This is a genomic window from Thermoleptolyngbya oregonensis NK1-22, from assembly GCF_032705245.1.
Lineage (GTDB): Bacteria > Cyanobacteriota > Cyanobacteriia > Elainellales > Elainellaceae > Thermoleptolyngbya > Thermoleptolyngbya sichuanensis.
In genome coordinates this window covers 3664990-3681698 of the sequence record NZ_CP053540.1, presented here as the reverse complement: position 1 = coordinate 3681698, position 16709 = coordinate 3664990, and the positions used below count along the sequence as shown (strand labels likewise).

The window sequence follows — 16709 nt, the reverse complement described above, 5'->3', positions numbered from 1 at the left end:
AAACCTCGTACTATAGCGTCATCGGCGCAATCGGTTCGATATCCGGATCGAATCCGCCGACCTGGTTCGTTCGCAGCACCCAGACCGATGCGCCATGTTTCAGAAACGCATGGGCGATCGCATCACTGGCTTTGCGCGGCAGAATGGTTCGCCAACTGCCCAGCCCCATCCGCAGATTCCGCAAGGGATAGTCTTCTAGCGTGCTGCCCAGGTTATACTCGCTGCGCTCCCAGTCGCGTCGCGGGCCGCCAAAAGATTGCAGCTTGCCTTCCAGATCCTTCCCCAATTCTCGAAGCTGCTGAAACTGTCGCGCCTGCTCTGGCTCTTGCAGCAACAGTTCCAGAATGCGGGGATTTTCGCGCAGGGTGCGCTCTGTTTTGCGAATACTGGCAAATAGCGCCTGATTGGAATCCTGAGAGCAGTTATAGGCGGCGTTGACATAGGTTCCGCCCGTGCCGTCGCCAATTCGATAGCGGGCCGTCATCACCTGCAACTGTCGCTCTAGCAAGTCCAGCGGCGAAACCAAGACATTGCCGATTTTGTAAGGGTCGGTGTAGGCGGGCAGCTTGATCAGCAGGTCGCAGATTGGGCGCGTGCCCAGCCAGCCAAACTGGCGATCGCCCAGGTAGCGCGACCAGTGCAGCGTGCCCGCCACCAGCCCGTCGGTGTTTTGCGTATAGACCTGGTAATAGCAAATATCGAACTGGCGTTCGTCCGCCAGCGGCTCGTGGATAACGGTCGCCACGCCGTAGGCAAAGTGCCCAAAGAAAATCGGCGTGGCCGCGGCGGGTTCCTTTTTCTCGCCGCCGATGCCGCCGTAGGTATGCAGCACCAGCGCCTCGTCGCCCACGCGCCATTCGTCGATCGCCGCCTGGATCGCCGCATCTGATCCGTTGGACAGGCCGCTGCACAGCACCGACGCAATCTTGCCTTTTTGGGCCGCAATGTCCGCCCAAGCCTGTTTGCGGATGTAGCGGTAGGCTGCCTTGCCGCCAAACAGCACCGATTCGGGTTGCAGGCGGAACAGGGCACGGGGGGCGATCGCCTGCACCACAAACGCACCCGCCGCGTCCTTCGCGCCGTAGACGTACCAGCCTGTCTCGTTGTAGGGCGATTTTTCCAGGTCGCGGGTGGTCGAGGGATAGCTGCCATAGGCCTTGGCCAACACCACCTCCGGCAGCCGCATCGTTTCCAGCTTGCCGCTAAACTGTCGCGTTGCCCGGTCAAAATGCGTCACCACAAACTGGTCGCTGCCCGCCACTGGTCGTTCAAACCGCACCAGCGCGTAGAACCGTCCCGTAATTTGCACAGGCGTATCGGCAATCAGCAGCACGTCGCCCTGCACCACCACAGGCGGTTCCAGCCGCACGATCAGATCATCCACCGGATGCCCCGCCGCCAGCGACTCCAGCGCGTTTACCCGCCGCCAGTGGTTAAGCCGATCGGGATGCACCATGCCGCCGTAGCGACTGCTGAATTCTGCCTCGGCGCTAAAGTGGACATCCTTCACGACCGAGTTCATGCTCTTTTGCACGTTGGGGTAGTCCACCCAGCGCAGCCGTACTCGCTCTCCCACCAAGTAGCGGTAGCCCTCTGGGGCGTGGTGAACCTCCAGCCAGGTTCCCTGGACGTGCGATCGCTCTTCTGGCTTAGGCAAAATGAGCCGGCCCATCCACTCACCGATGGGGCGATACCACTGGGAGTCTACGGTTTGGGCGATTGGATAATAGTCGGGGCGGTTGAACGCGGCTGCCTGGTACAGGGCATAATTGCTGGGCGTTTGGGGAATCATATCGCCGGCCCGCAGCGCCTCCCCCCGCAAAATTTGCAGAATCGTCTCGATGGTCTGCTGCAAATGGGTGCGACCGTCGGGCAGCGTTGCCTGGGGGTCCATATAGCCACCGGGAACTTGGTGACCGACCGGCCCAGCCGAGAGAACGGTGACTTTGCCCTTGCGCTTGCCCCGATTCCAGTAGGACAGCGGAAACAGCTTCCAGCGGCCAGGAAAGATAATGGGGCCGACCCGCTCCACCACATCCTTATCGCCAACGATGTGATAAAGATGCTCCAGCACCAGCACGTTGTTGTTGGCGCTCATCACGCCGCCCAGAGAAATTACGTCGATGGGGGCATTGGTAGAGCGCTTCAGGTAGGGCGCAGCCGCCACAGACATTTCGCCGCCGCCGCTATAGCCCAGCAGCGTAATTGGCACGCGGCTGCCAGGCCGATAGCCCCGCCGCACCAGCCCGTCGAAAATCACCTGGGCAATGCCCTGGTTATAGATGGGGCCGTAGCGCTTATCGGACGACACCGCCACGATCAGCACGTTTCGCAGGTTTACCAGCATCCCCAGCAGCGCCGCCGGGTTGTTCCACCGCATCTTGTCTGCCAGTCGCCACAAAAACGCCAGCGGCCGGTCTTCATACAGCGGGCGATTCAGCACCGAATACAGCATTAGCCCCTCAACTAGTTCTACATCTTTGGGCAGAGCGGGCTTGAGGGCATTCAAAAAGTCTTCGATATCGGGGGTGTATTCTTCGCCCGACTGGGCAATGCCGTCTAGATACACCAGGTAATGATTGATTTGCGGGAAGTAGGGGTCTGGGCGATATTGCGCCCCAGCGCCGGGGCGATCGCCCGCCTGCAACTCCTCCAAGCTGGTTTGAGTAGTTTCATGCCCATACTCATACCCATACTCATACCCATCTAGAGATGCATTCACCGCTGTTGCATCCAACTCATCGCCATACCAACCGGCCCACCAGCCCAGCGACTCCAGCGGCGCGATGATCCCCGCAAACACCGTCGCCACCACGCCAATCCAGGCTAAATCAAACGTCAGGCGAAACGGGGTCGGTAGGCCGTTATACCAGCCAAACAGCCCATCCCGCACCGGGCGCATCAGCACAAAAACCAGCCAGAAGGCGATCGCCAGCGCCAGCAGCCCCAGCACCACCTTCACAGGCTGAGGAACGCCGCGTGTTTGATAGTCAAGCTGCAACACGGGGTCATCTGCTTCTGGCACGTCCAGCGGACGCAGCGAATAGCCAGAAGACGGCCGCTCCATCACTGCTTGAGACACGCTGCGAGCCGCCTCTGGATGCGATCGTCCCGCAGCCGCCACCAACTGACGCACCTCCGGCAAAGCCACGTCCGACGCGGGAATAATTGGCTCTGCGGGGCGGGCCCCAGACAAAACGCGCTCCCGCAGTTCACGAGAGTCTTTGGCCAATTCGACCCCCGCCACGCGATCGGCCAGACGGCGACCAAACTCGGCAATCGGCTGGGCGATCGTGCCTTCCAAAAGCTGCTTTACGACCCAGCCCAGCAGCACATAGGTCAGGGCTTCGCTGGCGCTGAGCCGGGCCACCACCGCAAACCCCACCAGCATCGACAGCAAGTTCCACACCGACAGCAAATTCTGAATCGGGTAGCCCAGGTAGGGCAGCGCTCCTAGAAATCCAAACAGCAGCGGCGCATAGCCCAGCCCTAGCACTGTCACCAGCGTTGGCAAAGGCACCCGTACAAACCCTGGCAGCAGCCCAATTAGCCAAGTGCTGAGGGCGAGAAACAGAAACCCAAAGGCAAACAGGATGGCATTCAGCAGCAGGCTAAAGACAAAGCGGCTGGGCTTGACGCGGTTGACAAATAGAATGATGCTCTGCCCCACTCCCAGCGATAGCCCTGCCAGCAGCACGATGAGCAGCGCCAGCCAAAAGCCGCCGGGCAGCGCCACAACCCGCCGAAATGCATCGAATTGTAGTGAAAAAGCCCCGCCGATTAGCTCAGCCGCCTGATTCCACGCTGTCTCAGCCATGATTTCACTCCTGAATGGCGCAATGAGCGATCCTGCTGACCGCTAAGCCGTTGCTGCGATGATAAACCGCGCCGCGCAAATTCAGAAGTTAAATTGCCATAAAAAATTGCCCTAAAGCAAATTCACGCAAGCGCTCAGGCCGAAACTGATCCTTCAGCAAGGCTATTGCAGTAGTTCAGTAGCCGCGATTCCACCAGCCGCGATTCCATCCGGACTATTCCACTAGCCGCTATTCCACCAGATGGTGATCCATCACGTAGCGGACGAGTTCGGCGCGGTTGCTGGTGTTGGTCTTGCGGAGGAGGCTGCTGACGTATTTTTCGACCGTGCGGGGGCTGAGGTGGAGGCGATCGCCAATTTGTGAATTCGACAGACCATCCGCCAGCAGCGACAGCACCCCCTGTTCTCGCAGCGTTAGACCCAGATCGCTCTCTGGTTCCGCAGCGGATGGCTCCTCGGCTGATCGATGCGTGCCAGACTCCGCCGCCTCCGATGCGCGGATCTGCCGTCGCCATTCGGTCTGGATCAGCTGCGATCGCTCCAGCAAGTTTCGCACCACCGCCCCCAACTCCTTCAGGTCAAACGGCTTCGGCAAATAGGCATCACACCCAAGCTGATAGCCCCGAATGCGCTCCTCTGTGCGGCTCAGCGCCGTCAGAAAAATCACAGGCAAAAGCCGCAGCGCGGGCTGCGATCGCACCTGCCGCACTAGCTCAAACCCATCCATCCGGGGCATGGCCACGTCAGTCACGATCAAATGCGGCTGCACTTGATCGACCAGGGCCATCGCCTGCTCACCGTTTTCCGCCATCACCACCAGATAGCCAGACAACTCTAAGTAGTCGCCAATCGAAAGCCGGGTGCCCAGATCATCATCCACCACCAGAATCGTCAGAGGCATTGCGGAGAGCCTGAGTTCAGAACCATTGAGTTAATACAATAAATACAATAATTTCCACCGATTTCCACTAGCCTAAGCCAAGATTGTCAGAATCCGTCAATTTTTCCCAACCAAGCCGACCCAAACGCCAGGAAGGGCGATCGCCTCTCCACTGCGTTCTTAGCCTGCTTAATAAGCAAATCTAGATACTTTCGGCCTTGCCAGACGCTAAACCGGACTAAAGGCGATGCTTGCAATCTTAGGAGAGCATGTGGGGGCTGTTTGATGGAGCATTTGTGGCGTAGCCCAGCAACACGGAACTTTCAGAGCGGAACTTTCAGAATGGAACAGCAGTCTTTCATGGTCAGATTCAGACAAGCCAACCCGCGACCCGCAGATCCGGCGAACCAGCTTTATAAAATTAACCTGGAATTGGCTAGGCAGTGTCTTAAAACTTTCTAGGTCGTTGAATGTCCTAAGTTGATCCCCCTTAAATCCCCGCGCTTACGCGCCACTTGGCTAGAAACAAGGGGGACTTCCGGAGCAGTTTTGCCCGCTTCCCCCCTTCTTAAGGGGGGCTAGGGGGGATCAAAAGGCCTTAAAACACGCCCTAGGTCGTGGATTGCCCTGAGTCGATCCCCCTAAATCCCCCTTAACAAGGGGGACTTCCGGAGCAGTTTTGCCCGCTTCCCCGCTTCTTAAGGGGGGCTAGGGGGGATCAAAAGGTTTTAAGACACGCCCTAGGCAGACCGCAAGACAAGTCATAGTCAGCAGGTTATCGAGAAGTCAGCAGGTTATCGAGAAGTCAGCAGGTCATCGAGAAAAGTGAACCAGCAGAAACCTAGCGCAAGAAAAACCGACACAGGAAAAACTGACACAAGTGAAACTATATCTTGATCATCAGCTATCCAGAATAAAGATGACTGCTGATATCATTACTTTGTCAAGATTTGTAAGTTTTCTTCAAACTGTCCCGTTCATATCCAGCGGCTCCAAGCCGTCCTGATCAATGGATTGGGTCAGCGATCCAAGAGAACAGCGGCTCCAAATTAGCGATTGTGGTGTAGGAGAGTGCAGGCGTGCAAAACGGATTTGTTGGAACTGCGGATACCTCAGCGCCACGCGGCTCGCATGATCCCATTCGAGTTGGCGTGATCGGCGTTGGCAACATGGGCCAGCACCACACCCGCGTCCTCAGCTTGCTCAAGGACGTAGAACTGGTGGGCATTTCCGATGTCAACGTCGAGCGAGGGCTGGATACGGCAAGCAAGTATCGGGTTCGGTTTTTTGAAGACTATCGCGAACTGCTCAAATGCGTCGATGCGGTCTGTGTGGCGGTTCCCACCCGGCTGCACTACTCTGTGGGTCTGACCTGTCTCCAGGCGGGGGTGCATGTGCTAATCGAAAAGCCGATTGCTGCCAGCATTGCCGAGGCAGAGCTATTGGTCAACGCGGCGGCCGAGTCCAACTGCATCTTGCAGGTGGGGCATATTGAACGGTTTAACCCGGCGTTTCAAGAACTCAGTAAGGTGCTGAAAACAGAGGAACTGCTGGCGCTGGAGGCTCACCGCATGAGTCCCTATTCCCAGCGGGCCAATGATGTGTCGGTAGTGCTAGATCTCATGATCCACGATATCGACCTGCTGCTGGAACTGGCCGCTGCGCCTGTCACGCGATTGACTGCCAGCGGCAGCCGCGCGTCGGATTCTGGCTATCTAGACTATGTGACGGCGACGCTGGGCTTTGCCAACGGCATTGTGGCCACGCTGACTGCTAGCAAGGTCACCCATCGCAAGATTCGCCGCATCGCCGCCCACTGCAAAAATTCCCTGACGGAAGCCGATTTTCTGAACAACGAAATCCTGATCCATCGGCAGACGACGGCCAACTATCGAACCGACTATGGGCAGGTGCTTTACCGTCAGGATGGGCTAATCGAGAAAGTGTACACCAGCAACATCGAGCCGCTACACGCTGAGCTAGAGCATTTTGTGCAGTGTGTGCGCGGTGGCAAACAGCCTTCGGTAGGTGGCGAACAGGCCCTCAAGGCCTTGCGACTGGCCAGTCGCATTGAGCAGATGGCGCTGGATGGGCAGGTGTGGCAGCCGGATGATCTGAGCGGCGTGCAGTCGGAGGTGTCGGCGATCGCCCTCTAGCCTCTTGCCTCTTCTAGCCTCTTCTAACTTTTGGTAGCTTTTGGTAGCCTCTGGTTGTCGCAGGTGGCTTCAGGCGCTACCTGAGGCTGGGCAAGTCTTCTGACGAATCTGGCGCTGATCACGAATCAGGCGACAAATTCAGGCGACAAATTCAGGCAACCCATCAGGGTCGGATCTTTGGGATTTATCGACAGGCTCCCCACTCTTTACTATGGAAAGGTAAGTTGTTTTGAGTGCGAGAGGCTATGGGGCTTGCTCAGCAGCGGCTCGTGCAGCAGGTAGCGCGGGCCTTTCCAGACGGACTATTCTACAAAGAAACCACCGAGCGCGTGGTGGCGCTGACCATCGACGACGTGCCCACGCCCGGTGAACCAGAGGATGAGTCTACCCAGAAGATTTTGGAGGCGATCGCCGAACACAATCGCCAGATCGAAGATCCAGACCGCCATGTACGGGCCACGTTTTTCATTATCACCAGCCACCTCAGCCCCGAAAGCACAATTATTCCTCGCATTCGCGCCTACGGGCACGAAGTCGCCAACCACGGCATCGTAGACGACACGACCGCCCTCCAGCACCCCGAACTGTTTGCCCTGCAAATGCGCGAAGCCCACAACCGCATCTGCAAAGATTGCAATCAGCCCATCCGCTGGTATCGCCCGGGTCGCGGGCTATATGCCAAGAGCATGGTTCCCAAATTGCAAGCCATGCCCGGTTATGAACCCCGGTTTGCCCTGGCCTCCATGATTCCTGTAGACACCTTCAAGCCGACAGACAACGCATTATTTAGCGCCTGGTATGTGTCGCGCTTCGTGTTTCCTGGCGCTATCTTGGTGATGCACGGCGGCTCTGCCGAGCGCTCCGAAAAAACCGCCGCCGCCATTCCCCTGCTGCTCGACTACTTGCAGCGCAAGGACTATCGCGTGGTCACGCTATCCGAACTTTGGGATAACTATTAGGTTGTGGAACGGGTAGGTTGTGAAACGGGTAGGCTGTGGAATAGGTAGGCTGTGGAATAGGTAGGCTGTGGAATTAGGCCTTGGAAATCTAAAATCCAAAATCGCAAATCCAAAATCAAGAATCGATCTAAATCCTGCGATTGGCTCCCATCCCTCCTGCCCTTTGCATTGCACCCCCAAACCTGTCATGATCAGTTTATGCTGATTTACATTTTTTCATGTTTGCTGGCGGCGCTGCTCTGGCTGGGCGCGTGGCCCTTGGGAATCGCGGCTGAGGCGGCCCCGACAAAATCACCGGAACCGCTTCCGGTCGAGCTTCCGTCGCTGAGCGAGCTGCGCGAAAAAGCCTTTGACGCGACCAACCGGGGCAGCTTCGCAGAGGCAGAAACCTATTGGACGGAAATTCTGGAGCAGTTGCCCGACAACGCGGCTGTATGGAGCAATCGCGGCAACTCGCGCGTCAGCCAGAACAAACTGCAAGCGGCGATCGCCGATTTTGACAAAGCCACCGAACTGGCTCCTGATGCTCCCGATCCCTACCTCAATCGGGGCGCGGCGCTGGAGGGATTGGGCCGCTGGGAAGAGGCGATCGCCAACTACAACAAGGTGCTAGAACTCGACCCCAACGACGCGGCTGCTTATAACAATCGGGGCAACGCCAAGGCCGGCCAGGGCAACTGGGAGGCGGCGATCGCAGATTACCAAAAAGCGGCAGACCTCGCGCCCGATTTTGCTTTTGCCAGGGCCAATTATGCGATCGCCCTCTACGAAACCGGGCAGATCGACGAAGCCATCCGCACCATGAAAAACCTCGTCCGCAAATACCCCCGCTTTGCCGACATGCGAGCCGCCCTCACCGCCGCCCTCTGGGTCGCGGGCAACCAGGGCGAAGCCGAAAGCAACTGGTATGCCGCCGTTGGGCTGGATGCACGATACAAAGACCTGGACTGGGTTGCGAATGTCCGCCGCTGGAGTCCGTCGCTCGTCAGCGCCCTGGAGAAGTTTCTGACCTTGAAGTAAATAGGACTGACGCAGTTGGACGATTTCTCACGGACTGCGCCCGCGAGAAATCGTCCAAAACCCAGAAAGCTTATCGTAAGTGCGTAAGTCCTGGTAAAACTGAATCCAGCCCCACTGGGAGCCTGACGAGTAATGAGTTTCAATGAGTTTCTCTGACATCCAAAGCCATTGGGCAAAAGCGTTTATCGAGGCGTTGGCCGAGCGTGGCATTGTGCGGGGCTTTGGGGACGGCACATTCCGCCCTGAGCAGACGATTACTCGCGCTGAGTTTGCATCCCTCCTGCGTTCTGCCTTTTCGGTTGCGCCCAAGCGACCTTACGTGCCGTTTCAGGATGTGCCGGAGAGTTTTTGGGCTGCGCCTGCGATTCGCTGGGCCTACGAAACCGGGTTCATGTCTGGTTATCCTGACGGATCGTTTCGTCCCGCAGAGGCGATCGCCCGCGTGCAGGTTTGGGTGGCGCTGGTGAGCGGGCTGGGGTTTGCGGCATCGGGTCAGGCTCCGCTCTTCGACCTGTATGCGGATGCGGGCGAGATCCCCGACTGGGCAAGACGGGCGATCGCCACGGCGACGGAAACAGGGCTGGTCGTAAACCATCCCGACCTGAAACGAGTGCGATCGCAGCAAGCGGCTACACGGGCCGAGGCGGCTAGCTTTGTGTATCAAGCACTGGTGCGTTTGGGCCAGGTTCCGGTAATCGAGTCGGCGTGGATTGTGCGCTGGGTGCGGACGGTCGCAGTGTCGCATCGGCGCGAGTTTCGGGCAGCGTGGGTGGCAATCGTGTGGAATATCGACTTTCCCAGCGCCCGCACGCTGACCACCGACCAGCAGCAGGCAGAACTAATTGCCATTTTTGACCGACTGCGATCGCTCCATTTCAACGCCGTAATTTTGCAAATTCGCCCCGAAGGGGATGCGCTGTATGCCTCAACACTGGAGCCGTGGAGCTTTTGGCTGACGGGCACTCAGGGCAAACCGCCCAGCCCCGCCTACGACCCGCTGCAATGGGCGATCGCCCAGTGTCGCCAGCGCAATCTGGAAATTCACGTCTGGTTCAACCCCTATCGCGCCCGCACGTCTCAGCAAACGGTCAACGTTTCGCCCCACCTAGCGGCGACGAATCCTGATGTGGTCTACCCTTGGGGCAACCAGCTCTGGATGGACCCCGGCGCGACCGTCGTGCAGGAACGCACCTACGCCGTGATTCTGGACGTGTTGCGCCGCTACGATGTGGACGGCATTCACCTGGATGATTATTTTTATCCTTACCCAATTGCTGGGCAGAGCTTTCCCGATGACAAAACCTATCAGGCCTATCGCAACAGCGGCGGCACGCTCTCCCTGAAGGACTGGCGGCGGGATAACGTAAATCGCCTAGTGCAGCGCCTTTCCAGCGGCATCAAAGCCACCAAGCCGCACGTAAAATTTGGCATCAGCCCGTTTGGAATTTATCGCCCCGGCCAGCCGCCGCAAATCCAGGGACTCGATGCCTACGACCAGCTTTTTGCCGATGCGCTGAAGTGGCTCCAGCAGGGCTGGGTCGATTACCTCGCGCCGCAGCTTTATTGGCGCATCGATCCGCCCGCCCAGAGCTATCCCGTGCTGCTGGAATGGTGGGCAGATCAGAATATCCAGAAGCGCCATATCTACCCTGGCAATAACTTATCTCAGCTTGATGGCAAAGCGTGGGACGTAACCGAAATCGAGCGGCAGGTGGCCATCACGCGCCAGCTAGAGAGTAAACTCGCCCTCGGCAATATTTTCTACAGCATGAAGGCGCTGCTGACGAATCGCGAGGGCATTGGCGATCGCCTCCAGACCAATATCTACCGCACCGCCGCCCTGCCGCCCATCATGCCTTGGCTCCGCAGCTTGCCCCCCGTGCCGCCGCAAAATGTGCGCGTCTTGGGAAATCGACTGGTCTGGAGCAGCGCCGCCAGTGTCCGTTCCTGGACGCTCTATCGCCAAGCAGGAAGCACCTGGACACTGCAAAGTATCTTACCTACCACTACAACACAGCTTACCCTGTCGCCCGGAACCTATGCACTGTGTACGGTCGATCGGCTGGCGAATGAGAGCGCGGGCGTAGTAGCAGTAGTTTAAGCAGTAGTGGTTTAAGCAGCAGTGGTTTAAGCAGCAGTGGTTTAAGCAGCAGTAGTTTAAGCAGCAGTGGTTTAAGCAGAAGCGATACAAGGACTGTGCTGCGTCAAAAACGACCTGATGCGGCACTGCGCTAAGCTAGAGCATAGGGCGCTGGTGCTGGGGGCGATCGCTGGTAGGCAACGCTGGTGCAAATGGGTGGCGAAAAGGCTTTCATGGGATTCTGAGACGGGGTGAACCGGTTGGCGAATTTGCTAAACGCGCTGGCGCTGAATCAGTTGGCTAAACAATCCAGGCTGGGTGGCCAGCGCCTCGAAGTCACCGTCCTGCATGACGCGGCCATTTTGCAGCACGTAGATGCGATTGGCATTGCGAATCGTGCTGAGACGGTGGGCGACCACAATTCGCGTCACGCGCAGGCGATCTAGACTCTCGCTGACAATGGCTTGTGTGCGGTTATCTAGGGCGCTGGTGGCTTCGTCAAACAGCAGAATGCGGGGACGCAGGGCCAGGGCGCGGGCAATCAGCAAGCGCTGGCGCTGTCCGCCCGAAAGGTTTGTGCCGCCCTCGCTGACGACCGTGTGCATTCCCATTGGCATCGCCTGCACGTCATCGGCCAGTCCTGCCATGCGGGCTGCTTCCCAGGCTTCCTCCATGCCAATTAGCGCACCGCTGGCAATGTTTTCAAAAATCGACGCAGACATCAGGCGGCTATTTTGCAGCACTACGCCAAGCTGTCGCCGCACGGCCTGCATGTCTAATCCAGACAAGTCCTGCCCGTCGTAGTAGACCGTACCCGACTCTGGCGTGTCGAAGCCCAGCAGCAGCCGAAACAGGGTCGATTTGCCGCTGCCCGATGGGCCCACCAGCGCAATGAACTCTCCCGGCTCGGCGTGAATGCTGACATTATCCAGCGTTAGCGGTCCATCTTCGCGATAGCGAAACACCGCGCGATCGACGAACACTTGCCCGGTTAAACGACCCGGATCAGCCTTGTCATCCGCCACTTCTGGTACGGCATGAAGAATGGGTAATGCTCGCTGCCAGATGGGTAACACTTCCATCACATCGACTACTGTAGTGCTGAGACTGGTCGCCCCGCCGATGAACGTGCCGAACGCGGCATTGAACGCTAGAAACGTGCCGATGGAAAAGCTGCCGTCCTGGGATCGGGATTGCTGAAGTAACTGTACCGCGAATGCAAACAAGACGGCTGGGGTCAAGGCAGATAACAGGTTATTGATTACCGCCAGATTATCTTCAATGCCCTGGGATGCCAGGGTTAGCTTCAACTGCTGGCTATATTGCCGTCCCCAATAGGCAAAGGCGCGAGTCTCCGCTCCGGCAACGCGAAATTTTGCCACGCCGTTAATGATTTCTCTCATGATGCCTTGCAGTTTGCCCTGGCGATCGAGCAGGGGACGTGCCTTTCGCAGGGTCAGGATACTGGAGATGACCGTCACGCCGATGTTAATCAGGGCAACGAGGAGGGCGATCGCCGCTAGGGGCGGACTGTAGTAAAACAGCAGACCCAGGTTTAGCAGCGAGAATATACCAGAGAACAAGCTTTTGAGAATAGTATTACCCAATTTTTGCCGAATTTGGCTGACGGCAGACACTCTTGCGCTCAGATCGCCAATGGAATATTGCCGAAAGAAGGACAGCCGCAGCGCCAGCAGTCGATCCCACACTGCCGCCTGGGTTGAGGCATCGGCAACGGTTTCCAGACGCATCAGCGCAATGCTCTGGGTAATCTGAAACAGGGTCGCGCCGATCGCCGTAGCCAGCAGCCCCAGCGCGATTTGCAGCAGCAAACTGCGGTTGGCATCGGGAATGGCCTGATCGATCAGCAGGGCCGTTGCCTGGGGCGTGACCATGCCCAGCAGCGTTGCGCCCAGCCCCGCCAGCAGCACAACCCACAGTTCTTTGAAATGTCCCCGCAGGGCAAATTTCAGCAGCGCTAGGGGCTTGGCGACGGGTGGCAGCGGGCGATAGAAGGTGTAGGCGGTGGGCGCAAGGGTTTCCGCAGCATGGGCATCGCAGATTGTGCGGGTTTGGCGCAGCGGGTCGAGCAGTTCGTAGCGCGAGGCAGAGCGAGGCAGCAGCGCCACAGGACGGCCGTCTTCTAGCGAGTAGGCCAGCAGCGGGCCGCCGTCCTGATGCCACCAGCCCTGTCGCAGCGTGACGCGGCGAATGCGGATGTGGGAGGCACGGGCGATCGCCTCGATGGGGTCTTTCAGCCGCCGCAGATCTTCTGACTTGCCAGGGGGTGAAATGGCAATCCCCAGGGCCCGCCCCACGGCCCCAGCCGCCGCCAGTAGTGCCGTTTCTGGGTTCGTGGCGATCGCCGCATCTGCTGCATGTCCCAGGGATGTATGTTCTAACGAAGTGGGCGCAGCATCAAATACGGTCGATAGTTCGTCCAGCGTCCGCGTTACGGCTTCCGTATTGAGCTGCTGCCGTTCGCGATAGCGTGCGAGTTCCTGATGCTGTTCCTGCGCTTCGAGCCTCTGGATTCCCTGCATCACCTTTGCTTGCAGATGGCTCAGTCCAGTCATCAGGGCGATCGCCGATCGGGCATCACTGGTGCAGGTTTCCAGTTCCACAATATCGCTAGCTTGCAGCCAGAGATGCCGTTGCAGCGGCAGCCACATCCCCAGTTCCAGCGGCAAGCTCGACACCCCTTGCAGCAGCGCAGTTCCTTGCAGCACGCGCACCCAGGTTACGGCACCCTGAGCAGGCTGAAATACCTCGCCCATGCCCAACACGCCATATCGATCGAGGGGCGTTGGCAGGATAGCTGCGGTCATGCTTGCCAGCGTCGTGCCCAACTGATGCACCCAGCCCTCAAGCTGCTGCTGGGCAGCCTGCGGTTCGTCGTGCAGCCACTGGAGGAATTCAGCGGGCGATCGCCCTGTCAGATCCGTCTCTTCCAGCGCCACTGCCATTAGTTGATACGGCTGCTGATACGACTGCTGACACGGCTGCTGACACGGCTGCTGACATGGCTGCGATAATCCCGGTTCGCCAAACTCGGCTGCGTCGGCTGCAAATACGGACTCGCCTGCGTTGACGCTGAACAAGTATCGCCGCCGCCCGCGTGGAATTCCATCTTGCATTGGCACAGCAAACAGCGCCAGCGAACCGGATTGTACCTGCCAAACGGTCTGGTGGTCTAGCAGTAGGGGTTCGTTTCCGTGCAGCGATCGGGTAGGATGAACTCGCTCAAGCTTTCTTTCTTCTGCCAGCATTCCTGCGTTCCTTTCGTCTCATTTTTTACATGTAATCTGCAATGCAATCTGCAATGCAATCTGCAATGCAATCTGCAATGCAATCTGCAACACGATCTGCAAGTTATTCAATCGAGCCGCCTTCGCTGCGAATGAGCTGGAGATAGGGCCCTTCCTGTGTCTTAAGCTGGTCGTGGCTGCCTCGCTGAACCACTTTTCCGCGTTCCAGCACAATGATTTCATCACAGTCTCGAATGGTGCTGAGGCGGTGCGCCACGATGAGACAGGTGCATCCGCGTAGCCGCAGGTTGTAATCAATGATGCGTTCCGTTTCTGTGTCTAGGGCGCTTGTCGCCTCGTCCATAACCAGAATTGAAGGATTGCTGACCAGCGCCCGCGCAATTTCCAAACGCTGCCGCTGTCCGCCGCTGAGGTTCGTTGCGCCTTCCGACAGTTCCGCCCCATAGCCCCCCGGCATGGATAAGATAATGTCGTGTACCGCAGCATCCCGACAGGCTTGAATCAACTGTTGATCGGAAAGCGTTGTGTCCCACAGGGTCAGGTTGTCGCGCACGCTGCCTGCAAACAGCAGCACCTCTTGCTCAATCATTGCCAGGGAATTTGCCAGCACAGAACGCGGAAGGCCCTGGCGCGGCTGTCCGTCAAAGTAAATCTCGCCCGCCCAGGGCTGATAGAGTCCGCACACCAGTTTAGCAATCGTCGATTTGCCAGAACCACTGCCGCCCACCAGCGCAACCCGCTGACCGGGCTGGAGCGACAGACAGAAGTTTTCAATCAGCGGCGGTGCAGTGCGGCTATAGCCAAAGGTGAGGTTGTGAATGTCTAGATAGCCTTCAAGTTTGGTGAGGGCGGGAGAGGCGGCGAGAGAATGGGGCTGTTCCGAAGCAGGAGTGGCGTGAGACATGGCAGGTGAGTTGTAGGTGGGTGTCATGTGCTGTTCTAAAAGCGGATCTTTGGGATTCTGCAAGACATCATCCAGGCGGGTCAGCGTCCCTTCCAAATCTTGAAAATCGCCGCCCAGCCGAATCAGTTGACTGACAGGCTGCATGAACTGCTGAATCAGGGATTGAAACGCCACCAGCATCCCGATGCTAAGGTAGCCTTCCATCACGCGGAAGCCACCGACAACGAGCAGCAGCATGGTGCTGAGGCTGGTCAGAAACGTGGGCAACACACCGAGTTTTTGATTGAGGCTATCCATGTCCTGACGCGCATTCAGCAGCTTGGCATAGTAGCCGGCCCAGCGCGTGAAAAAGTCTGATTCTAGACCAGATGCCTTGAGCGTTTCGATACTTTGCAAGCCAGACATTGCCACGCCGTTTACCTTGCCCTGTTCCTGCATCAGCCGGAGATTGGTATCGGTACGGAAGCGAGATACCACCTGTAATGCCAGCAGGTTAATACAAACGAACGCGACTCCGATTAGCGTGAGGATGCTGTCATACTGCCACATGACCAGTCCGTAGAAGATGACCATGACCGCAGAGATTACCGTCGTTGCAAGCTGACCCGACAGCAAGCCTGCCAGACGATCGTTTAGCTGAACGCGGCTGCTGATTTCACCCGCAAAGCGCTGATCATAAAAGCTAACCGGAAGGTAAAGCAGATGCCAGAGAAAACGGCTAGACATCCCCATTGCCAGCTTGACTCGCAAACGGCGGAGTAGCTGAAGTTGCAAGCGTGTGAGCAACCCGGTGACTGCCGCAGTGAATAGCATCATGAACACCAGCGGACGCAGCCAGTCCTGTCGTCCTTTCAGCAGCACCTCGTCCACAAACACTTGAGAGAAGGCGGGCATTGCTAGCCCAGGCAACACTAGCAGAAATCCTACGGCAACACAGAACATCAGCGACCCGACGGAACCCCGCAGCCGCTGCTTCAGCGCCCGCAACACGCTTGGTTTTTGTCCACCTTTTTGAAACTCAGCACCCGGCGCAAAGGTCAGCACTACGCCCGTAAACGCTTCGCTGAATTCGTCCAAAGAAACAGTGCGCGGGCCCGTTGCCGGATCGTTCAAATAGACCCGCTGGCGATGGAACCCTTGCACGACCAAAAAATGGTTGAAATTCCAGTAGACGATAAACGGTGGCTTTAGCCGTTGCAGTCCGGCAAGATCTAGCTTGAAGCCTTTTGCATCCAGCCCATAGCTGCGGGCGGCGTTGAGTAAGTTCGAGGCTTTGCTGCCATCGCGAGAGATGCCACAGGCTTGGCGTAATTCTGCAAGAGAGGCGATCGCCCCGTGATAGGCCAACATCATCGCCAGCGATGCGGCTCCGCATTCCACCGCCTCCATTTGCAGCACCGTGGGAACGCGATAGATGCGGCCGTGCCCCCAGAGGGTGGTGGGCAGTTGCCGAAGCGTGTGCGGAAGCTGGCGGAGGTGTTGGGGAAGCTGTTTGCAGTGCTGGGAAGCCTGCTGGAGGGCTTGGGAAGCCTTTTGAAATCGCTGGGCCCAGCCTGGGGGGGAAGGTTGTAGAGGTTGTGGAGTCATGCTAGGCAGTGTCTTAAAACTTTCTAGGTCGTTGATT

General features: G+C 57.9%; 8 protein-coding genes. 4 read left to right on the top strand and 4 right to left on the bottom strand.

The genetic code is table 11. The annotated features are described in order from the left end of the window. Positions 1-10: 10 nt before the first annotated feature. Both HNI00_RS15590 and HNI00_RS15585 read right to left on the bottom strand, forming a co-directional pair. A complete protein-coding gene (locus HNI00_RS15590) occupies positions 11-3817 on the bottom strand; it encodes a hypothetical protein (RefSeq protein ID WP_316787500.1) in 3807 nt (1268 codons plus the stop codon). Between the two features lie 229 nt (positions 3818-4046). Next, a complete protein-coding gene (locus HNI00_RS15585; RefSeq protein ID WP_316787499.1) occupies positions 4047-4718 on the bottom strand; it encodes a response regulator transcription factor in 672 nt (223 codons plus the stop codon). Between the two features lie 1058 nt (positions 4719-5776). Here HNI00_RS15585 and HNI00_RS15580 point away from each other — a divergent pair. The 4 genes from HNI00_RS15580 (at position 5777) to HNI00_RS15565 (ending at position 10933) form a co-directional block, all read left to right on the top strand. Further along, positions 5777-6853 (top strand): Gfo/Idh/MocA family oxidoreductase, encoded by a 1077-nt coding sequence (locus HNI00_RS15580; protein WP_316787498.1) that lies wholly within the window; start codon positions 5777-5779, stop codon positions 6851-6853. Between the two features lie 245 nt (positions 6854-7098). After that, positions 7099-7812: a polysaccharide deacetylase family protein gene (locus HNI00_RS15575; protein ID WP_068507249.1), complete on the top strand. Its 714-nt coding sequence runs from the start codon at positions 7099-7101 to the stop codon at positions 7810-7812. A 201-nt stretch (positions 7813-8013) separates the two neighbouring features. After that, the gene (locus HNI00_RS15570) at positions 8014-8832 is read left to right on the top strand and encodes a tetratricopeptide repeat protein (protein WP_420156373.1); all 819 of its coding nucleotides are present in this window, start codon (positions 8014-8016) and stop codon (positions 8830-8832) included. Between the two features lie 142 nt (positions 8833-8974). After that, entirely contained in the window at positions 8975-10933 is a 1959-nt protein-coding gene (locus tag HNI00_RS15565) for a glycoside hydrolase family 10-like protein (protein ID WP_316787496.1), read from the top strand. A gap of 251 nt (positions 10934-11184) precedes the next feature. Here HNI00_RS15565 and HNI00_RS15560 read toward each other — a convergent pair whose 3' ends face one another. Beyond that, positions 11185-14181 (bottom strand): NHLP bacteriocin export ABC transporter permease/ATPase subunit, encoded by a 2997-nt coding sequence (locus tag HNI00_RS15560; protein ID WP_316787495.1) that lies wholly within the window; start codon positions 14179-14181, stop codon positions 11185-11187. Between the two features lie 103 nt (positions 14182-14284). Beyond that, on the bottom strand, positions 14285-16474 hold the full coding sequence (locus HNI00_RS15555) for an NHLP family bacteriocin export ABC transporter peptidase/permease/ATPase subunit (RefSeq protein ID WP_420156372.1): 2190 nt from the start codon (positions 16472-16474) through the stop codon (positions 14285-14287). Between the last annotated feature and the right edge of the window lie 235 nt (positions 16475-16709).